The following is a 19,967-nucleotide window of genomic DNA, read 5'->3' as shown; positions in this document are numbered from 1 at the left end:
TTAATACTATGTAACAAAAATAGCCGTTACAGCCTGCTATTTTAAGCGCCATGGCTCATTATTAATGAGGGCAATGCCAGAAAGGCCAGTATGAAATAAGAAACGCAAAAAGAGGACAACACGATGAGTGATAACATCCGCGTCGGGCTTATAGGCTACGGGTACGCGAGCAAAACGTTTCATGCGCCTCTGATAGCCGGAACGCCGGGAATGGCGCTGGCGGCGGTATCCAGCAGCGACGCCGCCAAAGTCCACGCTGACTGGCCCGCAGTGCCGGTTGTCTCCGAGCCTAAACACCTTTTCAACGATCCGAATATCGATTTAATTGTTATTCCCACCCCGAACGACACGCACTTCCCGCTTGCGAAAGCCGCGCTGGAAGCCGGGAAGCACGTCGTAGTTGACAAACCCTTCACCGTGACGTTGTCACAGGCGCGTGAGCTGGAGGCGCTGGCAAAAAGTCTGGGCAGAGTGCTGTCCGTTTTCCATAACCGCCGGTGGGACAGCGACTTCCTGACGGTTAAAACGCTTCTCGGGGAAGGCACGTTAGGAGAGATCGTTTTTTTTGAATCGCATTTTGACCGTTTCCGTCCGCAGGTGAGAAACCGCTGGCGCGAGCAGGCCGGTCCGGGCAGCGGCATCTGGTACGATTTAGCCCCGCATCTGCTGGACCAGGCCGTTAATCTGTTTGGGCTGCCGGTGAGCATGACGGTCGATCTGGCCCAGCTCAGGCCCGGTGCGCAGACAACGGATTACTTCCACGCGGTGTTGAGTTACCCGCAGCGGCGGATTGTGCTGCACGGCACGATGGTCGCTGCCGCGGAATCTGCCCGCTATATCATCCACGGCACGCGCGGGAGCTACGTGAAGTTTGGCCTCGATCCGCAGGAAGATCGCCTCAAAAACGGTGAACGTCTGCCGCAGGAAGACTGGGGCTATGATATGCGCGACGGTGTCGTGACACGGACGGAAGGTGAGGAGCTGGTTGAGGAAACCCTGTTAACGATCCCGGGTAACTATCCGGCTTATTATGCTGCCATCCGCGATGCGCTGAACGGAACGGGGGAGAACCCGGTTCCGGCCAGCCAGGCGATCCAGATTATGGAGCTGATTGAGCTGGGGATTGAATCTGCCAAACATCGCGCCACGCTCTGTCTGGCATAAGTTTTAAATTCTTTTGTATGCCGGGTAAGGCGTAGAAGCCACCCGGCAAAAGGTTTTACGCGGTTGCCACCTTATCCCGCAGCGCCTGCTTCTCCGCAGGCGTCAGGAAGGCGATCTCCAGCCCGTTGATCTGCGCCTGACGGATCTGCTCGCGGCTCAGGCCCGCCTGCGGCGCGGCGATGTTGTACTCGTGGATGATATCCACGCCCTGAACCGCCGGATCGTCCGTGTTCAGCGAGGCCAGCACGCCGTGCTCAAGGAACGTTTTCAGAGGGTGCTGCGCCAGCGTTGCTACGGTGCTGGTCTGAATGTTGGACGTCAGGCACGACTCAATGCCGATGCGCTGCTCCGCCAGGAAATCCATCAGCGCGCGGTCTTCTGCCGCCTTCACGCCGTGGCCGATACGCTCGGCGCCCAGCTCGCGGATGGCCTGCCAGATGCTTTCCGGGCCCGCTGCTTCACCCGCATGGACGGTAATGTGCCAGCCGGCATCGCGCGCGCGGTTGAAGTGGGAGAGGAACAGGCTGCCGGGGAAGCCCAGTTCGTCGCCAGCGAGGTCGACGGCAGTGATGGCATCGCGGTGCGCCAGCAGCGCTTCCAGCTCCTGCAGGCAGGCGGCTTCACCGAACGTGCGGCTCATAATGCCGATCAGGCGGGCCTGAACGTCGAAGGTTTTACACCCTTCACGGACGCCTTCAATGACGGCCTCCACCACGCCTGCAACGGGCAGGCTGTGGGTCATCGCCATATAGCCCGGCGAGAAGCGCAGCTCAACGTAGTGCAGGCCGTTACGGGCCGCGTCTTCAATGTTCTCAAACGCCACGCGGCGGCAGGCATCCAGCGAGGCCAGCATCTTCACGCCCCAGTCGAGTTTGCTCAGGAAACTGACCAGGTCCGGTTCATTGGAGGTGACCTGTACGTGTGGGATCAGGGACTCAAGGGTCTGAGCGGGAAGCGTTAAGTTGAACTGGCGGCCAAGATCGAGGATGGTTTGGGCACGAATGTTACCGTCAAGGTGACGATGAATATCAGTTAAGGGCAGGCGTGTATCAATCATGGTCGCACTCTTTTCGGGTTAAAGTGCGCCATATTATAAAAACAAAACGGGGTAAAAAGCTATTTGCGCAAGGGAATATTCCGTTGCGCAAACAAATTACAGGAGCGTGTTGATCCCGGCGATGAGGCGCTGCACCCCTTGTTCCAGCTTGCTGCATGGGCAGCCGGCGTTAAGGCGCACGAAGCCGTTACCCTCGTTTCCGTACGTGTATCCCGGCATGATGGCGACTTTTTGCTGCTCGATCAGCACTTTTTGCAGTGCCCTGTCGTCAATGTTCAGCGGGCGCAGGTCAATCCAGGCCAGATAGGTTGCTTCCGGCGGCTGCCAGTTCAGTTTCGGAAAAGCACTGTTTAATTCCTGTGCGATATACAACAGATTCTCTTCCAGATAACGACGCAAGGCATCAAGCCACGGCTCTCCCTGCTGATAGGCGGCGATATGGGCCGTCAGCGCCAGCACGGAAGGGGAAGAGAGCCCATCCCGTCCTTTTAGCGCGCTGAGATAGCCGTTACGGCTCTCTTCATCGCCGATCAGGCCGTATGCGCCTGTTAGTGCCGGAATATTAAAGCTTTTCGAGCCGGAGGTGAGAAGCGCCCATTTGCCGCGCGCTACCGCATTCCACGGGGTGTGGCGATGCGCCCCCCAGACCATGTCCATATGAATTTCATCGCTGATAACCGCCACGTCATAGCGCTCACAGAGTTCCGCCATCTGCGTCAATTCATCCCGCGTCCAGACCTTGCCGGTCGGGTTCTGCGGGCTGCACAGCAGCAGAATTTTGTTTTCCGGTTTCGCCAGGGCCGCTTCAAGCGCCGCCATATTGCCCTGCCAGCCAGTCGCCTGCTTTTCCATCTCAACAGCCACTACCTGACGCGCATTGCCTCCAATGGCGTTGTAAAACGCATCGTACGCCGGTGTGTGGACCACCACGCCGTCACCGGGCTTTGACCAGAGGCGGATCAGCTCTGACACCATGTAGATGACGGAAGGGCCATAAACGATGGTTTCTTTATCAATGCGGCTGTTAAAGCGCTGCCGAAACCAGTGTTCAACAGCGGCAAGAAACTCGTCGTTTTTCCAGCGGCTGTAGCCCAGCACGCCGTGGTTGATGCGCTGATGCAGCGCGTCGGTAATGCAGGGGGCGGTGGCGAAGTCCATATCAGAGATAGTAAAGGGCAGCAGATCCGCCGCGCCAAAGCGGTCGGCGACGTAGTCCCACTGCGTACACCAGGTGCCGTGACGATCCACGACGGTAGAAAAATCAAACATGACGTTAATCCTTAAAGTAAAACCCCCTCATGAGAGGGGGTTGAGGCATCAGGCTTCTACTGTTCGCATCAGGGTTGCCAGCTCATCTTTCACCGACTGAACCTGCGGGCCGATAACCACCTGCAAATTGTGCTGATTTAACTGTACCACGCCGATGGCCCGGTTGGCTTTCAGGGCGTTGGTATCCACTTTTGACATATCCGCCACCGACAGACGCAGGCGGGTGATGCAGTTATCCAGCGAGGTAATGTTATCCGCACCGCCCAGCGCAGCCAGAATGGCAGGGGTGTTATACCCGGATTTGCCCACGGTACCGGCCACCGCCTGCTCAACGCTGGTGGCGGTATCGGTATCGCGGCCCGGCGTTTTCAGGTTAAAGCGGGTGATGGCGAAGCGGAAGATACCGTAGTACACCGCGAACCAGATAGCCGCCACGACCGGCACCAGATACCACTTGGTTGACAGGCCGTGCAGGATCCCGAACACCACGAAGTCAATCACGTTGCCGTCGGTGTTGCCGATGGTGACGCCCAGCACCGCCATCACGGTAAAGCCCAGGCCGGTCAGCAGCGCGTGGATGAGATAAAGCACCGGCGCAACAAACAGGAACAGGAATTCGATAGGCTCGGTGGTGCCGCCCACGACGCAGGCAATCACGCCGGAGATCAGCAGCCCTTTAATTTTATGTCGGTTTTCCGGGCGCGCGCAGTGGTACATCGCCAGCGCGGCACCCGGCAGGCCGCCGAGGAAGGCCGGCATTTTACCCTGAGACAGGAAGCGGGTGGCGCTTTCGGAGAAGCCGTGGGTAGTCGGACAGCTCAGCTGCGCCTGGAAGATGGTCAGCGCACCGCTCACGTCGTGACCGCAAACCTCCATGGTACCGCCCGCTTCGGTGAAGCGAATCAGAGCCACCAGGATATGCTGCAGGCCGAACGGCAGCAGCAGACGCTCGCCGGTGCCGAAGATCATCGGACCAAAATCTCCCGCGCCGTTGATGATGCGGCCAATGCCGTTGATGCCCATCGCAAAGACTGGCCAGATCAGCGGAATGATCAGGCCGAACAGACCCATGACCACCAGGGTGACAATCGGCACGAAGCGGGTACCGCCGAAAAAGGCCAGAGCATCCGGCAGGCGGATATTATGGAAGCGCTCGTGCAGCATCCAGATAATGACCCCGGCGATCACCGCTCCGAGGATCCCGGTATCAATAGACTGAATACCAATCACGCTCTGAATATTGTTGGCCTTCAGCACGGCTGCGTCGGTGGTCGGCAGAATGCCTTTCGCGGTCAGCCAGAAGTTAACCGCCAGGTTCATCACGGCGTAACCCACAAACCCGGCAAACGCCGCGACGCCTTTATTCTCGCGGGCCAGGCCCAGCGGGATGGCGATACAGAACATCACGGGCAGGAAGCTAAACGCGAAGGAGCCGACCTTACTCATCCAGATAAAGATCGCCTGCAGCACGGGAGTACCGAGGAACGGGATCAGCGTGATAACGTCTTTACTGCTCAGCGAGCTGCCGATCCCGAGCATGATCCCGCAGAACGAGAGGAGCGCCACGGGCAGCATAAAGGTTTTACCCAGTTGCTGGAAAAACTCCCACAGCGATATTTTTTGTGCTGTTTTCGCCGTCATAAAACGACTCCTTTATTGTTAAAATCAGTTTGCCTGCTTCAATGCTGCGAGAAGATAAAACGTTTTATCAAAGTTTAGTGCGCGCTAAATCACATTCTCAGGCTTTGACTGGTAGTATAAAGATAACGTATTGATAAAACGTTTTACCGATCTCATTTCAGGGAGTCACGCTGACACATGGCTGTAGCGAAAAAAGTCACCATCAACGATGTCGCGCTGGCGGCGGGGGTTTCCGTCAGCACCGTTTCTCTCGTGCTCAGTGGTAAAGGGCGCATCTCGCCCGCAACCGGCCAGAGGGTGAACGAGGCGGTTGAACAGCTGGGCTTTGTGCGTAACCGTCAGGCGTCGGCGCTGCGCGGTGGGCAAAGCGGGGTGATTGGCCTGATTGTCCGTGACCTGACGTCACCTTTTTATGCGGAGCTGACCGCCGGGTTAACCGAAGCGCTGGAAGCGCAGGGGCGGATGGTCTTTCTGCTGCACGGCGGGCGCGAGGCCGGGCAGCTTCTCTCCCGTCTCGATATGCTGCTGACCCAGGGGGTTGACGGAGTGATCGTCGCCGGAGCGTCGGGCGTGGGTAGCGAACTGTGCGAGCGTGCCGCCGAAAAAGGCGTGCCGCTGGTGTTCGCCTCGCGCGCCAGCTACCTCGACGAAGCCGATACGCTGCGCCCGGATAACATGCAGGCCGCGCAAATGTTGACCGAACATCTTATTCGCCGCGGGCATCAGCGCATTGCCTGGCTGGGAGGGAAAAGCTCCTCCCTGACGCGCGCCGAGCGGGTCGGCGGCTACTGCGCGACGCTGATTAAATACGGCCTGCCGTTCCACAGCGAGTGGGTCGTGGAGTGTGAATCCAGCCAGAAGATGGCGGCGGAAGCGATAGGCGCGCTGCTGCGAAGCAATCCGACCATCAGCGCCGTGATTTGCTACAACGATGTGATTGCCATGGGTGCCTGGTTTGGCCTGATCCGCGCCGGCCGTCAGAGCGGCGAGGGCGGGGTGGAAACCTTCTTCGGCCATCAGGTGGCGTTGGGGGCGTTCGCCGACGTTGGTGAAAACGCGCTGGATGACCTGCCGATTGTCTGGGCTACCACCCCTGCGCGGGAGATGGGCTACACGCTGGCAGACAGAATTATGCAGCGCATCGACAACACGGATGTCCAGTCCGGGCACCAGATTGTGGCGGCGCGGCTGGTGACGGTGAAATAACTCAGCTCTGCTGCGTAAGCGGGTTGAGCGTCAGATGTGTCTCCAGGGCTTCTACAAATTTTCGTACTTTTGCCGGGATCAGCCGGGAGGTCGGGTAAACCGCCCAAATGGCCAGCGATTCCGGCTGAGCATCTTCCAGGACGATCCGCACGAGTTTACCCTCAGCAATGGCAGGCTCTACGTACCAGCGAGATAAATTTGCGATGCCGAGTCCCCCCAGACAAGCCTCGAAAATCGCCTCAATAGAATTAGCCGAGAATCGGCCTGAGACCTTTTGTTTGTAGCGCTGTTCACCCTTTTCAAACGACCAGTGCGTCGTATCTGAGGTGGTCAGGCAGCTATGTCCAGCCAGATCGTTAAGCAATTTCGGTGAACCGTGCGCGGCGAGATACTCCGCACTGGCGCAAAGCTCGCGGGGGTTATCACAGATGCGGTGTGCGACTAACCGGTTATCGCGCAGCGGTGCAATGCGTAACGCCACGTCTATGCCTTTCCCGACAATATCAATTTGCTCATCGGTTGCCAGCAGGTCGACCTGCAGGGCAGGATGTTGCTGCATAAACAGCGGCAACATCGGTGCAACGATCTTGCGTCCAAACGCCGCTGAGGCGGTAATGCGAAGGCGTCCGGACAGGTGCGTACCATCAGGAAACAGATCGGCCAGCGCGTTATTTTTATCTTCCAGCAACGCCTGCGCATGAGGCAAAAAAACGTCACCATCGCTGGTGGGTGAGAGGGATCGCGTGGTGCGATGCACCAGCCTGACCCCCAGCTCAGCCTCAAGATTGTTAAGAGAGCGTGACGCCGCCATGGCGCTCATTGAGAGCCGACGCGCGGCGCCCGCCAGGCTACCCGCCTTAATCGCTTCGACAAACACTTCAACGTCTTCCAGTTTCATTGTATCGCTTTTCGTTATGCTGCCTTATCAAAGTACATATCTACAGTATTTATCGTTACGCTGCCATAGTCTCTTCACAACCTGAAGAATATCAATCTGGAGTGAAGATGAAAAAGTTGAAAACGGTTCTGGCATTCAGCAGCCTGTTACTGGTAAGTGCCGCCTGGGCTGACGCACCTGCGCAGGTGAAGCAGCAGGTCCCCGGCTATTATCGTCTGGCGGTAGGGGAATATGAGGTCACGGCGCTGTTCGACGGCTATAACGACCTTTCGCCGTCATTACTCCACGGTCTTTCAGACGACAAGGTTCGTAAACTGCTGGCTCAGCATAAAATCGATGCCGACCGCATGCCGACCGCTTTTAACGCTTTCCTGGTTAATACCGGTAAACATCTGGTCATGATTGACAGCGGAGCGGGGCACTGCGTGCCGGAAACGGCCGGCCAGCTGGTTAACAATATGAAAGCATCAGGCTATCGTCCCGAGCAGGTTGATACCATTTTCCTGACGCATCTTCATCTTGACCACGTGTGTGGCCTGAGCGATGCAGACGGTAAAGCGCTGTTCCCCAATGCCACCGTCTACGTACCGCAGGGGGAGGCCGACTACTGGCTTGATCCTGCAAAAGAAGCGAGCGCGCCGGCTAATGCGAAAGAGTATTTTGCTATCGCCCGAAAAGCATTGTCTGATTATAAAGCCTCCGGACATCTTAAAACCTTCGTTCCGCCAGCTTCGCCGATCCCGGAAGTCCAGACGGCCTATGCCGTTGGCCATACGCCCGGCAGTACCGTTTATCGCTTTGCGTCGCAGGGGACGGCTATTAACTTCATTGGGGATCTGATTCATGCGCCAGCCGTCCAGTTCCCGCATCCTGAAGTGTCTATTCGCTTTGATGTCGATTCGAAAAAAGCCATCTCGTCCCGGGCGCAGGAGTTTAACGCCCTGGCGAAAGACGGCGAGTGGATGGCCGCTGCGCATCTGCCTTTCCCCGGTATTGGGCATATCACCGCCTGGCAGCAGGGCTATAGCTGGAACCCTGTAAATTACGGTCCTTATCAACGTGCGGCCAACGTGCCTCTGCTGAAATAAAGTGAGGTTACGAATATGAAAAGTTACACCGTAACGGCAAACGGCATTCGCCAGTTTGTGGTTGAAGAGGGTGAAGGCGCGCCGGTTATTCTTCTGCACGGTTTTCCTGAAACAAACTATGCCTGGCGCTACCAGATACCTGTATTGTCCCGGCACTACCGCGTCATCGCGCCGGATTTGCGAGGATATGGCGAAACGGATAAACCGGCTTCTGGCTATGATAAACGGAACATGGCCCGGGACATCCGGGAGCTGATGCGTGCGCTGGGGTTACAGAAGGCGGTGCTGGTGGGGCACGATCGCGGGGCGCGCGTCGCGACGCGGTTCGCAAAAGATTACCCTGAGCTGGTGGATCGTCTGGTGGTCATGGATAACGTGCCAACGCGTATCGTGGCGCGCGATTTGAATGCGTCCATCGCCCGCGCATACTGGTTCTTCCTGTTCCATCTTGTGCCCGATCTGCCGGAAGCGCTGATTGCGGGACGTGAAAATATCTGGCTGCGCCACTTTTTCTCGGACTGGACCTACGATCCGTCAACCATCAGCGGCGAGGCGTTTGACACCTATGTTCGCGCGTATCAGGCGCCCGGAGCCGTGCGAGGCGCGATGGCTGACTATCGCGCCAACGCGGAAGACGTGGCGCAGGATCTTGCCGACGCTGACGTGAAAATCGCCTGTCCGGTAATGTCGCTGTGGGGCAATGATTTTCACGCGGTTGGCAAGCTTTTCGATATGCAAAGCGTCTGGGCTGAAATGGCGGATAACCTGCGGGCGCAGGGTATCGACGAGTGCGGCCATCTTCCTCAGGAGGAACAGCCTGAGAAAGTTAACGCCTTGCTGCTGGATTTCCTGGAGGGATGGAAAGGATAAGGGCAATAAAAAACCCCTCTTGCGAGGGGTTTTGACGTTTACTGCTGCGGTGCCGCCGGTACGGCTGGCGCTGCGGGTTCAGCCGGTTCCGGCATTCCGAGCGTCGGCATACCAAACATGCCAACAAACTCTTCCAGCGGCATTTTGTCGCCATTCAGCGTTACCTGGCCGTTGGCATATTGCAGGCTGGTGGAAATGGTGTTGTCTTCCACTTTGGTGATGCGGAACATCTGACCCATCGCCGCCAGACCTTTCACCTGCTGGTTCGCCAGCTTGCCGGCATCTTCATCGCCGTAGCCTTCCAGCTTCGCAATCTGGGTCATAAACTCGGTCGCCATATCCATCGGGATGGTCAGCTTGCTGTCGAGCGACTTCACGCTGCGATCCACTTCCTGCGCCAGCGTCTGCGGTTCACCCGTGGCGGCTGCAGGATCTTTCAGGAACAGCGACAGGTTAAAGCTGGTTTCGCCTTTGCTGTTTTTCCAGCTCAGCGGCGCAACGGTGACCACCGGCTGGCCTTTCAGCAGGATTGGCAAGTTATTGAACAGCACCGCCATCGCCTGCTGCTGGTACACTTCCGGGTTCTGCTGCAGCGCGGCGTCGGTCAGCAGCGCCTGGCTCTCTTTGCTGTATTTCTGGCTAAATTCGTGCCATGCCTGGCCGTCGATATTGCCGATCTTCAGCGACAGTTTGCCGGTGCCCAGATCCTGATTCTGCACTTTCAGGCTCTTCAGCGTGTAATCCAGCTGGGTATTGATGCTCTTACCGTCTTTGGATACGTCGGATTGACCGTTAACGTCCATGCCTTCCAGCACGGCCATCTCTTTTCCTTCAATTGCGATAGCAATCTTATCCACGGAGAGCTTCTGATCGCCGATACGCTCTTTAAAGTCGGTCATACGGCTGTTGCCGTCGGCTTTCAGGTTGTTGAAGGTGAGCTGAACTTTTTGGTTATATTCGTTCACGGCGTTGACCAGGCCGCTTTCCGCTTCACCCGTCATGGAGAAGACGTTGCCGTCCCGATCCGCATCAAGTTTGAAATGGCCGCCGCTGAAGGCGACTTTTTCGTTCTCTTTCTCGTAGTTCAGCGGTTTCAGCGCGATATCAGAGCTGGTATCACCGGAGTAGCTAATACGGGTGTTAATGTCGAAAGGTGATTCATTCTTCGCCAGGTCAAACAGCGGTTTAGTGACGTCGTTATTCACCAGTACGGTATGAACGGACGCCATGGACGGGATCAGGTTAAACGACTTTAGCTGCGCCAGCGGCAGCGGACCGTGGCTTACCACTTCATCCAGCACCACGCTCTGTCCCGGCTTCAGCCAGCCGTTTGCCGCACCGGCCACCGGCTTCACCACCAGCTGCATGCGGCTGGTGAACACGCCGCGCTGATAGTTCTGGTAGCTCAGCTCCAGACCCGCCTCCGGCGCGCTGCGCTTAATTTCTCCGTTAGCCTGCGCCACCATCTCAGCCAGACGGCCTTCCAGCTGTTTCCCGGTAAACCAGGAGGCACCCGTCCAGACCACGCCTAACGCTACAATCACTCCAACCGCTACGACCGATTTTTTCATTGCGACTATCCCTAAAATGAAACCAGGCGGTAAAAACCGCCCGGAGATATTAAGCCTTCAACTAGCTTAGCAAGAGTTGTTAAAAAATTCAGTAAGTGCTTAAAGCTTATTAAAAACGCGCGCCAGGCGACCGGTGCCGCTCACGCTGACCGGGGACTCATTGGCTGCAACGAATGCTGACTCGCCAGGCTGGAGAACCAGACGCTGCTCGCCTTTGCGCAGCGTTGCTTCGCCCTCGACGCAGAACAGGATCGCTGCGCTTTCCTGTGCGATTGTCGTTTCCGTCTGATTGAGGTCGTGCAGGGAGAACGCAAAATCCTCAACCGGAATCGGGAAGTCCAGCTCTGCGCCGTTTTTCACCGGCTGAGTCAGCAGCTCAGCGGCAGGCTTCGCTACAAACTTCACGTTGGCAACCAGCTCAGGGATGTCGATATATTTCGGCGTCAGGCCCGCGCGCAACACGTTGTCAGAGTTGGCCATCACCTCCAGCGCTACGCCCTGCAGGTAGGCGTGCGGGGTTTCCGCGAACAGGAACATCGCTTCGCCCGGGTTCAGCTTCACCACGTTCAGCAGCAGAGGGGAGAACAGGCCGCTGTCGTCAGGGTAAAACTCGGAAATCAGGCGGATGGTCTCCCACGGTTCCCCTTGCTGGCTGTTCAGGGCCGCTTTCAGCACCGCCAGCGCGTGAGATTTCTCTTCACCCTGCATATTCAGCAGGCTGGCAAACAGCTGGCTGAGCGCGTCCGCGTTTGGGTTTTCGAGGAAGTGGGCAATAGCCTTGTTGGCACCCGCGACCGGCTGCAGCAGGGAGATAATCTCTGAAAACTCGCGGAAGGCGTTCATCGCCAGGAACGGCGTCAGCGCAAAAACCAGCTCCGGCTTGTGGTTTGGATCTTTGTAGTTACGCTCGGCGGCGTCCAGCGGGATGCCCGCCGCGTTCTCTTTGGCAAAGCCGATTTCAGACGCTTTCTTGTTCGGGTGAACCTGGATGGAGAGCGGCTGGTCGGCGCACAGCACCTTAAACAGGAACGGCAGTTCGCCAAAGCGCTGAGCCACCTTGTCGCCCAGCAGTGCGGCTTTATCGGCATCAATCACGTCACGCAGGCTGCGTACCTGGCCGCTGGCGTCTTCAATTTTTGAGCTGCTCTTCGGGTGCGCCCCCATCCACAGTTCCGCCATCGGCAGGTTGTTCGGGTTCGCGATACCGTAGAGATCCGTTAACGCAGTTTTACTTCCCCAGGCGTAGTTTTGCACTGAGTTAATGAGTTTTTGCATTATCAAGCCCTGATTCAAATGTGGAATTAACTCCGGGTATTAAAGCAATAAACTACGTGGAAGTAACCTGTGGATGTAAAAAGTCGTACTAGTCTCAGTTTTTGTTAAAAAATTGTGTAGGATAAGCTGACTCGCTTTTAAGCCGGGCAGCGGAACATCTGCCCTGAATAAACAGACCGAAGCAGTAAGTGAGAGAACAATGTCGAATAAACCCTTCCATTATCAGGATCCTTTCCCCCTCAGTAAGGATCAGACCGAGTATTACCTGTTAACCCGCGATCACGTCTCCGTCTCTGAGTTTGAAGGACAAGAGATCCTCAAGGTGGATCCGCAGGCGCTGACGCTGCTGGCGCAGCACGCTTTCCACGATGCCTCCTTTATGCTCCGCCCCGCGCATCAGCAGCAGGTTGCCGATATTCTGAGCGACCCGGAAGCCAGCGAAAACGACAAGTACGTTGCCCTGCAGTTCCTGCGTAACTCCGATATCGCGGCGAAAGGCATTCTGCCAACGTGCCAGGACACCGGCACGGCGATCATCGTCGGTAAAAAAGGCCAGCGCGTCTGGACCGGCGGTGGTGACGAAGCGGCGCTGGCTCACGGCGTCTACAACACCTACACCGAAGACAACCTGCGCTACTCGCAAAATGCGGCGCTGGATATGTACAAAGAGGTCAACACCGGCACCAACCTGCCCGCGCAGATTGACCTCTACAGCGTTGACGGTGACGAGTACAAATTCCTCTGTATCGCCAAAGGCGGCGGTTCAGCCAACAAAACCTATCTCTACCAGGAAACCAAAGCGCTGCTCACCCCGGGCAAGCTGAAAAATTACCTGGTTGAGAAGATGCGTACCCTCGGCACCGCGGCGTGCCCGCCGTACCATATCGCGTTTGTGATTGGCGGTACCTCGGCGGAAAGCACGCTGAAAACCGTCAAGCTGGCCTCAACCAAATACTACGACGGCCTGCCAACCGAAGGTAACGAGCACGGTCAGGCGTTCCGCGACGTGCAGCTTGAGCAGGAACTGCTGGAAGAGGCGCGTAATCTGGGACTCGGGGCGCAGTTTGGCGGTAAGTACTTCGCCCACGACGTGCGCGTGATCCGTCTTCCGCGCCACGGTGCCTCCTGTCCGGTCGGGATGGGCGTCTCCTGCTCTGCGGATCGCAACATCAAGGCCAAGATCAACCGCGAAGGCGTGTGGATCGAAAAGCTGGAAAATAACCCGGGCAAATACATCCCGGAAGCGCTGCGTAAAGCGGGTGAGGGTGAAGCGGTTCGCGTTGACCTGAACCGTCCGATGAAAGAGATTCTGGCGCAGCTTTCTCAGTATCCGGTCTCGACCCGTCTCTCCCTGAACGGCACGATCATCGTGGGCCGCGACATTGCGCACGCGAAGCTGAAGGAGCGTCTGGACAACGGCGAAGGGCTGCCGCAGTACATTAAAGATCACCCGATCTACTACGCGGGCCCGGCGAAAACGCCTGAAGGCTATGCCTCCGGCTCGTTAGGCCCAACAACGGCAGGGCGTATGGACTCGTACGTTGATCAGCTGCAGGCCAACGGCGGCAGCATGATCATGCTCGCTAAGGGCAACCGCAGCCAGCAGGTGACGGACGCGTGCCACAAGCACGGCGGCTTCTACCTCGGCAGCATCGGCGGCCCGGCTGCGGTTCTGGCGCAGGGCAGCATCAAGAGCCTGGAGTGCGTGGAATACCCGGAGCTGGGTATGGAAGCGATCTGGAAAATCGAAGTGGAAGACTTCCCGGCGTTTATCCTCGTGGATGATAAAGGCAACGACTTCTTCAAGCAGATCCAGTCGTCCCAGTGTTCGGCGTGCGTGAAATAAATTGAAATAAACCGGGTGGCGCAGCCGCCACCCGACATCAAAAAGAGCGCACAAAGCGCCATACCGTTTCTCAGAAGTCATCAATACTTATCCCTTAAGCATGTGAGCAATCCCTCTTTTGTTATCAAGGAGAAAGTAATGACCACGGTACGCCATGAGAAAGACTCGATGGGCGCCATCGACGTCCCGGCCGACAAGCTATGGGGCGCGCAAACCCAGCGTTCGCTGGAGCACTTCCGTATTTCGACCGAAAAAATGCCCGTCTCGCTGATTCAGGCGCTGGCGCTGACCAAACGCGCCGCCGCGAAAGTGAACCAGGATTTGGGCCTGCTGGACGCCGATAAAGCCACCGCCATTATCAACGCCGCAGACGAAGTGCTGGCGGGCAAGCATCCTGACGAATTTCCCCTCGCTATCTGGCAGACCGGTTCCGGTACCCAGAGCAACATGAACATGAACGAAGTGCTGGCGAACCGGGCGAGCGAGCTGCTGGGCGGCGTGCGCGGCATGGAACGTAAGGTCCACCCGAACGATGACGTCAACAAAAGCCAGAGCTCTAACGACGTCTTCCCGACGGCGATGCACGTGGCGGCGGTAATCGCCATTCGCGAGCAGCTTATCCCGCAGCTCAACGTGCTCAAATCCACGCTTAACGAGAAAGCGCAGGCCTTCCGCGACATCGTCAAGATTGGCCGTACGCACCTGCAGGACGCCACGCCTTTGACGCTCGGCCAGGAGATTTCCGGCTGGGTGGCGATGCTGGAACACAACCTGAAGCATATCGAGAACAGCCTGCCGCACCTGGCGGAGCTGGCGCTCGGTGGGACGGCGGTCGGTACCGGGTTAAACACCCATCCAGAATACGCGGTGCGCGTGGCGGAGGAGCTTGCTGCCATCACCGGACAGCCGTTCGTCACGGCGCCCAATAAGTTCGAAGCGCTGGCGACCTGCGATGCGCTGGTCCACACCCACGGCGCGCTGAAGGGGCTGGCGGCCTCGCTGATGAAAATTGCTAACGACGTGCGCTGGCTGGCCTCGGGCCCGCGCTGCGGCATCGGTGAAATCAGCATCCCGGAAAACGAGCCGGGCAGCTCCATCATGCCGGGTAAAGTGAACCCGACCCAGTGCGAAGCCATGACCATGCTCTGCTGCCAGGTGATGGGCAACGACGTGGCCGTCAACATGGGCGGTGCGTCCGGCAACTTCGAGCTGAACGTCTATCGCCCGATGGTGATCCACAACGTGCTGCAATCTGTTCGCCTGCTGGCGGACGGGATGGAGAGCTTTAACGAGCATTGCGCGGTGGGGATTGAGCCCAATCGCGAACGCATCAGCCAGCTGCTCAATGAATCTCTGATGCTGGTCACCGCGCTCAATACCCATATTGGCTACGACAAGGCCGCCGAGATCGCCAAAAAAGCGCATAAAGAGGGGCTGACGCTGAAAGCCTCCGCCCTGGCGCTGGGCTATCTCACGGAGGCGGAGTTTGACGCCTGGGTTCGCCCGGAAGCGATGGTCGGTAGCCTGAAATAATCATCCCGCCACGTACAGGTGCAGCCGAGGAATAATCAGCTGTAGCGGCTGCGCCTGAGGTCTGTAACGGTGCTGAACATTGTCAGCATCGTAATTCAGCAGTTCCCCAATATCGGGTACCACCGCGCCCTGATCGGCATCGTAAAGCGCAATCAGCGGCGTCGGGCAGGCATACTGTACCTGCTTTTGCTGACCGGAATACCAGACGCGAGCGATAGGCTGCACCTTCACCGGGCGCTTTATCTTCAGGCGCGCATCCGCTGGCAGCGAGGCGATGCTGTGGTACTCCTGCTCCAGGCGCTCAATCCACTGCTCCCGCGACCACGGGGCGACGGTGCGCGGCGATTTCAGGCTTTTTTCCAGTTGGGCCAGAATCTCATCCCGGGTGAAGTTTTTAATGATGTGCTTATTCGCCCAGCCGAAGCGCAGCGTAGCGGGGTGACGCAGTACCGTCAGCGTCCGATAGGCATTCAGGGTAATCAGCCCCGGAAGCTGTCGGTGCACCCACTCGAACCGCGCGGCAGGCGCGAGGCCGGACTCTTCGGTGATGATCTTTTCAAAGGCCGCTTTCAGGGTGTTGATATGCGCAATCTGGCTTTCCAGCGCTTCGCGCGATGTCGCATCGGTTTGCAGGCAGATGACCCCCGGCAGGCGCACGGCGGCCTTGCTGCTGCGGTTTTCTGACTGCTGCTGGATAAACAGGCGACGATAGTGTTTTAGCGCCAGCTCAAGGGCCGCGCTGCCGATGTGCTGTTCGACCTCGATGGTGTCCAGCGGATCGTGCTCGGCTCCCTTAGCCACATCCGGCAGGGTAAAGACGCGCGCGGCCAGCAGGCGGCAGGCCTGCAAACGCTCGGTCAGGGTCAGGAGTTCGTGTTCTATTTCCCGAAACGTGCCGTTAAGCCGTTCGATGAGATCGTAGTTCGCCATAAACACTCTCATTAGTTACAACATACTTATCATATAGCACAGCACGCCGGGTCAGGCCAGCGTGCGGTTGAGGTCAGGCAGGGACGGGAAGGGCGATGTTATGGTACACCGGCCAGCTAAAACAGAAGCGCGCGCCGCCGAGCTCGCTCTCCTCGCAATGCACCGTGCCGCCCATCGCCTGCGCGATAGAGTAGACAATCGCCAACCCCAGGCCGCATCCGCCGGTGGCGCGATCGCGGCTGGGATCGAGGCGGACAAACGGTTCAAACACGGTTTCTCGCGCTTCCGGGGCAATTCCCGGTCCGTCGTCCTCCACCGTCAGGCTGGCCCGGTTGCCCTGCAAATCCAGGCCAATCTGGAGCGTACTTTCGCTGTAGCGCATGGCGTTGTTCATCAGGTTGTCCAGCACGCGCTCCATCAGGCGCATATCGAGCGCGCCGTAGTCACCCGGCGTGACGCGCGTCAACAGCGTGCGCTGCGGGTTTACGCTCTGAACGTCATCAATGTGGGTTTGCAGCCAGGCGGGCAGATCCGGCGTGGTGAGGTTCAGCTCGTTTTGCGGGCGGTCGAGACGCGCGTAGGTCAGCAGCTCCTCAATCAGCGCTTCAAGCTGGCCAATGTCGCGGTTAAGCGCCTGATTCTCTGCCTCGGTCAGATTTTCGCTCATCTCCAGACGGTAGCGCAGGCGAACCAGCGGCGTGCGCAGCTCGTGCGCAATTCCGTCGATCAGCTGCTTCTTACTGGCGATCAGGGCGTTGATGTTATCGGCCATCTGGTTAAAGGCCACGCCCAGACGCTCAAAGCTGGAACCGCTGTCGAAGTGAATGCGTTCGGTAAAATGCCCCTCGCCAAAACGCTGCGCGGCGGATTCCAGCTTCAGCATGTCCTGCCAGTGGGGCCGCATCCAGATAAAGACCGGAAATGCGAGCGAAATGGCGATAAAGGCCATCAGCGCCATGTCCAGCAGGCGCATCTGGTGCAGATAATAGAGATAGGGCACCGGTCCAACGGCCAGCACATAATGGCTGCGCGGAATGCGCTGGATAAAGGTGTATTTCTCATCCAGCGCGACGATGTCCCCGTCGCGCAGACGCTGCATGGCGGGCGGGTCCAGATCGAAATCTTTCAACGGCTCGATGCGTAAATCGAATGACAGATTGAGATCCAGCTCTTTCAGGGTTTTCGCCCAGTCGTGTGGCGGGATCTCTCTCAGCTCGCTGCGCATCAAATAGAGCGAGCTTTTCATCAGATCGTCCAGCGACTGCCGGCCCGCACGTTCGGCGGTAAATTTATAGACCAGCCCGACCAGCATGGTCATCACCAGGAAGCAGACAAACAGTAAAAGATAAAACTGCACAAACAGCTTTTTCATTAAATATCACCGGGACATCAAGTAATTAACTACTTTGTTTTTACCTTCAGGGGCACTATAGGGGCACTTGCATATCCGCCAAAGCGCTGATTCAAAAATGGTACCTGATCGCTATCGAGAACATTTATCCTCGCAGAGTATACATGGAAGACCATCTCTGCATTCTCATCACCCATCCGATTCGCTATAAAAGCAGGATTAGCACCTGCCGACAACATCCAGCACGCGTATGTATGACGCAGCTGATAGGGGCGTCTGCGGCGAATGCCCGATCGTTTTATCGTTCGGTAGGCCTGTCTTCTCTTTCAGTTTTGAAGCAATTTCTCGGCTGAACAAGCTTGATCATATTATTAATACCGAAACGAAAGAGGTTAGTCATTGCGCCAGCAAAATGGCCCGGTGGGAAGCTGGTGGTAGGAAACAATTTCTTCATGTGGCTCGTGAGTGGATGATGAGCGAAGTTCAGATTTATTTGCCAGGCTTCAAATAAGTATTCACAGAGAGCCCTTTTCACAACGGCTCCCGGATAAAATTACTTCCTGTAAAGGTCGCCTTGACCGGACCTTGCTCTTCCCCAGATTTCATCATCAGAGAGTGTAGTTTCTATGAGTTCAATCGGTGCGCCATTGTCATTAATCATGGCAACAAAGAAACCGTCAATGGGCTCATAGGGACCAAGAATTACTTCTTCATCTTCGATAGCTCTTAGCAGGTTGTCCACTTTGAAGGCGACGTGAGGCACAGTTTTTATCAGATTGTGGAGTGGAGAACTGTCTTTAAATCTATGCCACTGCACACGAAACTGACCTGGGTTATCAACTGTATACATCCCGGCTTTTTCGCTGTATGCACCTTCAAAAACGCCATCCTGTAACGGGATGCCGAAGTGATGAAAAGTATACTTTACATTTGATTTCATTCTTATCTCGCTAACTAATTAATGACAATGTAATTGAGCATAGGATGTAACTACTGTGGGCAATGTACTAAATATAAACAACAAAAGAATACCATACATGAAATTCTTCCAACACGAGCGCATTTGTAAGTGGATTTAAAAGGGATATCCCTACAGCGGATAAATCACCTGCTATTCCCTTGAGTGGATAAATAGACGTTCATGACTTACATCGACAGATGCATTAAACCTGTAAGGGAATCGATTTAACTGCTGGTAATTTTGAAATGATCAATCTGATGCGAGCGTTTGTTCTGAAGGTGTTGAATTTTTTACAAACTTATGCAATTCGCCGCTGATGCCGAAATTCTTAGCAAATTGTACTTAAGCTGCGAAATCTAGATTTATATCTTCCCCGAATCCGGAGAAAAACTCTTTGGTACCGGATGGATAAGACGCAATGCGATGCAATGTGGCTTCACTGGCATACTGTCAGTTGACCGGAAGGAGACTTTCGCACTATTACTCTTATCCGAACATCCCCATGACTGAATAGTACCTGATGCCCCCATCAGGTACTATTCAGTCTGTCCGTTATCAGCCTTGCCAGCGAGACTGTCGGATAATGCTGCAGAAATTCATAGGCTTGAAGAGTGTGTCCTTGTCTGCAAGTACATCCGCTTTTACGTTACCAAATGTCGTGTGCGGCTTGTGTTTGATGCCGTCATAAAAGGCCTGAATAATGTCCTCCTTAAAATGCGGTGTACGTGGGAAACGCTGGGTAACTGCGCTGATTTCTTCCTGTGAGAATACTTCAAAATCAATTCCCAGCACGTCCATTTCTACTCCTGCCGTAAGTAGCGCTATTTCCGGTGCCATGAATTCCGGAATACCCGGCGTGGTGTGGAGGGCAATTGCTGTCCAGACCTTATCAATATCCTGAGTTCCGATGCCATATTTTTCCAGAAACTTCCGTGCTTCGTTTGCACCATCTACTTCAAAACGTTTATCGCAGCTACAGTATTCGCGAGTCAGGCCAATGTCATGGAACATACATCCAATGTACAAAAGCTCAGCATCGGCTTTAACCTCTCTTTTCTGACCGGCCAGAGCCGCCCATTGGTAAACGCGGCTTGAATGGTTAAAAAGCAGATCGGATTCCGTGTCACGAATGAACTCGGTGGCTTCACGGGCCATTTTGCTGTCCGGGATACTGATATCTTCGGTTGTGCGAATCATGAAATACTCCTCTTCTCTGTTGTAGGTATACAGCATAAGGTTTACCTTGAATGTCCCAAAATGTATTTTAAAGACTTTATGGGACATAGAGATGATTCAGGACTCCGGAG

At 56.2% G+C, this 19,967-nt stretch carries 17 protein-coding genes and 1 pseudogene; 7 read left to right on the top strand and 11 right to left on the bottom strand.

The window, feature by feature from the left end; translation table 11 throughout:
* The first annotated feature begins 123 nt into the window (after window positions 1-123).
* Window positions 124-1,164 (top strand): oxidoreductase, encoded by a 1,041-nt coding sequence (locus tag IM273_RS05620; protein WP_048956290.1) that lies wholly within the window; start codon window positions 124-126, stop codon window positions 1,162-1,164.
* Between the two features lie 55 nt (window positions 1,165-1,219).
* Here IM273_RS05620 and add read toward each other — a convergent pair whose 3' ends face one another.
* The 3 genes from add to malX form a co-directional block, all read right to left on the bottom strand.
* Window positions 1,220-2,221: an adenosine deaminase gene (gene add / locus IM273_RS05615; protein ID WP_193050149.1), complete on the bottom strand. Its 1,002-nt coding sequence runs from the start codon at window positions 2,219-2,221 to the stop codon at window positions 1,220-1,222.
* A 96-nt stretch (window positions 2,222-2,317) separates the two neighbouring features.
* The gene (locus IM273_RS05610; protein ID WP_193050147.1) at window positions 2,318-3,490 is read right to left on the bottom strand and encodes a MalY/PatB family protein; all 1,173 of its coding nucleotides are present in this window, start codon (window positions 3,488-3,490) and stop codon (window positions 2,318-2,320) included.
* A 48-nt stretch (window positions 3,491-3,538) separates the two neighbouring features.
* Window positions 3,539-5,131: a maltose/glucose-specific PTS transporter subunit IIBC gene (malX, locus tag IM273_RS05605; RefSeq protein WP_028012923.1), complete on the bottom strand. Its 1,593-nt coding sequence runs from the start codon at window positions 5,129-5,131 to the stop codon at window positions 3,539-3,541.
* Window positions 5,132-5,308: 177 nt separating this feature from the next.
* Between malX and IM273_RS05600 the strand changes: the two genes are divergently transcribed.
* Window positions 5,309-6,337 carry a Mal regulon transcriptional regulator MalI gene (locus IM273_RS05600; protein ID WP_193050145.1) on the top strand — a complete coding sequence of 343 codons (1,029 nt, stop codon included), beginning with the start codon at window positions 5,309-5,311 and terminating at the stop codon, window positions 6,335-6,337.
* Between the two features lies 1 nt (window position 6,338).
* On the opposite strand, the gene IM273_RS05595 is transcribed toward IM273_RS05600, so the two are convergent.
* The gene (locus IM273_RS05595) at window positions 6,339-7,235 is read right to left on the bottom strand and encodes a LysR family transcriptional regulator (RefSeq protein ID WP_193050143.1); all 897 of its coding nucleotides are present in this window, start codon (window positions 7,233-7,235) and stop codon (window positions 6,339-6,341) included.
* Window positions 7,236-7,342: 107 nt separating this feature from the next.
* On the opposite strand from IM273_RS05595, the gene IM273_RS05590 reads away from it, so the two are divergent.
* Together IM273_RS05590 and IM273_RS05585 are read left to right on the top strand one after the other, a co-directional pair.
* Window positions 7,343-8,323, top strand: a complete 981-nt coding sequence (locus tag IM273_RS05590; RefSeq protein WP_100170400.1) for an MBL fold metallo-hydrolase — start codon at window positions 7,343-7,345, stop codon at window positions 8,321-8,323.
* Between the two features lie 15 nt (window positions 8,324-8,338).
* Window positions 8,339-9,193, top strand: a complete 855-nt coding sequence (locus IM273_RS05585) for an alpha/beta fold hydrolase (protein ID WP_193050141.1) — start codon at window positions 8,339-8,341, stop codon at window positions 9,191-9,193.
* Window positions 9,194-9,231: 38 nt separating this feature from the next.
* Here IM273_RS05585 and IM273_RS05580 read toward each other — a convergent pair whose 3' ends face one another.
* Both IM273_RS05580 and manA read right to left on the bottom strand, forming a co-directional pair.
* Window positions 9,232-10,764, bottom strand: coding sequence for a YdgA family protein (locus IM273_RS05580; RefSeq protein WP_047365362.1), 1,533 nt, complete (start codon window positions 10,762-10,764; stop codon window positions 9,232-9,234).
* 99 nt (window positions 10,765-10,863) lie between these two features.
* Window positions 10,864-12,039 (bottom strand): mannose-6-phosphate isomerase, encoded by a 1,176-nt coding sequence (gene manA / locus IM273_RS05575; protein WP_028012929.1) that lies wholly within the window; start codon window positions 12,037-12,039, stop codon window positions 10,864-10,866.
* Window positions 12,040-12,238: 199 nt separating this feature from the next.
* On the opposite strand from manA, the gene fumA reads away from it, so the two are divergent.
* Together fumA and fumC are read left to right on the top strand one after the other, a co-directional pair.
* Window positions 12,239-13,885: a class I fumarate hydratase FumA gene (fumA, locus tag IM273_RS05570; protein WP_028012930.1), complete on the top strand. Its 1,647-nt coding sequence runs from the start codon at window positions 12,239-12,241 to the stop codon at window positions 13,883-13,885.
* A gap of 138 nt (window positions 13,886-14,023) precedes the next feature.
* Window positions 14,024-15,418 (top strand): class II fumarate hydratase, encoded by a 1,395-nt coding sequence (gene fumC / locus IM273_RS05565; protein WP_028012931.1) that lies wholly within the window; start codon window positions 14,024-14,026, stop codon window positions 15,416-15,418.
* Here the strand turns inward: fumC and tus are convergent, their stop codons facing one another.
* The 3 genes from tus to IM273_RS05550 all read right to left on the bottom strand — a co-directional run bounded on the left by tus (window position 15,419) and on the right by IM273_RS05550 (window position 17,962).
* The gene (gene tus / locus IM273_RS05560) at window positions 15,419-16,348 is read right to left on the bottom strand and encodes a DNA replication terminus site-binding protein (protein WP_193050139.1); all 930 of its coding nucleotides are present in this window, start codon (window positions 16,346-16,348) and stop codon (window positions 15,419-15,421) included.
* A gap of 73 nt (window positions 16,349-16,421) precedes the next feature.
* The gene (gene rstB, locus IM273_RS05555) at window positions 16,422-17,720 is read right to left on the bottom strand and encodes a two-component system sensor histidine kinase RstB (protein ID WP_028012933.1); all 1,299 of its coding nucleotides are present in this window, start codon (window positions 17,718-17,720) and stop codon (window positions 16,422-16,424) included.
* A 29-nt stretch (window positions 17,721-17,749) separates the two neighbouring features.
* The gene (locus IM273_RS05550) at window positions 17,750-17,962 is read right to left on the bottom strand and encodes a hypothetical protein (RefSeq protein WP_370551837.1); all 213 of its coding nucleotides are present in this window, start codon (window positions 17,960-17,962) and stop codon (window positions 17,750-17,752) included.
* Window positions 17,963-18,036: 74 nt separating this feature from the next.
* Here IM273_RS05550 and IM273_RS05545 point away from each other — a divergent pair.
* Window positions 18,037-18,210 (top strand): annotated as a pseudogene (locus tag IM273_RS05545) (KilA-N domain-containing protein); the annotation flags it as partial.
* Between the two features lie 42 nt (window positions 18,211-18,252).
* On the opposite strand, the gene IM273_RS05540 reads toward IM273_RS05545, so the two are convergent.
* Window positions 18,253-18,639 (bottom strand): hypothetical protein, encoded by a 387-nt coding sequence (locus IM273_RS05540; protein ID WP_045261479.1) that lies wholly within the window; start codon window positions 18,637-18,639, stop codon window positions 18,253-18,255.
* Window positions 18,640-19,215: 576 nt separating this feature from the next.
* Window positions 19,216-19,857, bottom strand: coding sequence for an HD domain-containing protein (locus IM273_RS05535; RefSeq protein WP_193050177.1), 642 nt, complete (start codon window positions 19,855-19,857; stop codon window positions 19,216-19,218).
* Between the last annotated feature and the right edge of the window lie 110 nt (window positions 19,858-19,967).

The organism is Enterobacter cloacae complex sp. P13B (assembly GCF_014895915.1).
Lineage (GTDB): Bacteria > Pseudomonadota > Gammaproteobacteria > Enterobacterales > Enterobacteriaceae > Enterobacter > Enterobacter bugandensis.
The sequence above is the reverse complement of the archived record's forward strand: the minus strand, read 5'-3'. Positions and strand labels throughout refer to the sequence as shown.

What these genes read in the sequence shown, in the direction of transcription:
- malX (WP_028012923.1), bottom strand. Translation starts at nt 5,131, where the DNA reads ATGACGGCGAAAACAGCACAAAAAATATCGCTGTGGGAGTTTTTCCAG.
- fumA (WP_028012930.1), top strand. Translation starts at nt 12,239, where the DNA reads ATGTCGAATAAACCCTTCCATTATCAGGATCCTTTCCCCCTCAGTAAG.
- add (WP_193050149.1), bottom strand. Translation starts at nt 2,221, where the DNA reads ATGATTGATACACGCCTGCCCTTAACTGATATTCATCGTCACCTTGAC.
- IM273_RS05580 (WP_047365362.1), bottom strand. Translation starts at nt 10,764, where the DNA reads ATGAAAAAATCGGTCGTAGCGGTTGGAGTGATTGTAGCGTTAGGCGTG.
- IM273_RS05620 (WP_048956290.1), top strand. Translation starts at nt 124, where the DNA reads ATGAGTGATAACATCCGCGTCGGGCTTATAGGCTACGGGTACGCGAGC.
- IM273_RS05540 (WP_045261479.1), bottom strand. Translation starts at nt 18,639, where the DNA reads ATGAAATCAAATGTAAAGTATACTTTTCATCACTTCGGCATCCCGTTA.
- IM273_RS05610 (WP_193050147.1), bottom strand. Translation starts at nt 3,490, where the DNA reads ATGTTTGATTTTTCTACCGTCGTGGATCGTCACGGCACCTGGTGTACG.
- IM273_RS05600 (WP_193050145.1), top strand. Translation starts at nt 5,309, where the DNA reads ATGGCTGTAGCGAAAAAAGTCACCATCAACGATGTCGCGCTGGCGGCG.
- tus (WP_193050139.1), bottom strand. Translation starts at nt 16,348, where the DNA reads ATGGCGAACTACGATCTCATCGAACGGCTTAACGGCACGTTTCGGGAA.
- IM273_RS05595 (WP_193050143.1), bottom strand. Translation starts at nt 7,235, where the DNA reads ATGAAACTGGAAGACGTTGAAGTGTTTGTCGAAGCGATTAAGGCGGGT.
- IM273_RS05535 (WP_193050177.1), bottom strand. Translation starts at nt 19,857, where the DNA reads ATGATTCGCACAACCGAAGATATCAGTATCCCGGACAGCAAAATGGCC.
- IM273_RS05585 (WP_193050141.1), top strand. Translation starts at nt 8,339, where the DNA reads ATGAAAAGTTACACCGTAACGGCAAACGGCATTCGCCAGTTTGTGGTT.
- fumC (WP_028012931.1), top strand. Translation starts at nt 14,024, where the DNA reads ATGACCACGGTACGCCATGAGAAAGACTCGATGGGCGCCATCGACGTC.
- rstB (WP_028012933.1), bottom strand. Translation starts at nt 17,720, where the DNA reads ATGAAAAAGCTGTTTGTGCAGTTTTATCTTTTACTGTTTGTCTGCTTC.
- manA (WP_028012929.1), bottom strand. Translation starts at nt 12,039, where the DNA reads ATGCAAAAACTCATTAACTCAGTGCAAAACTACGCCTGGGGAAGTAAA.
- IM273_RS05590 (WP_100170400.1), top strand. Translation starts at nt 7,343, where the DNA reads ATGAAAAAGTTGAAAACGGTTCTGGCATTCAGCAGCCTGTTACTGGTA.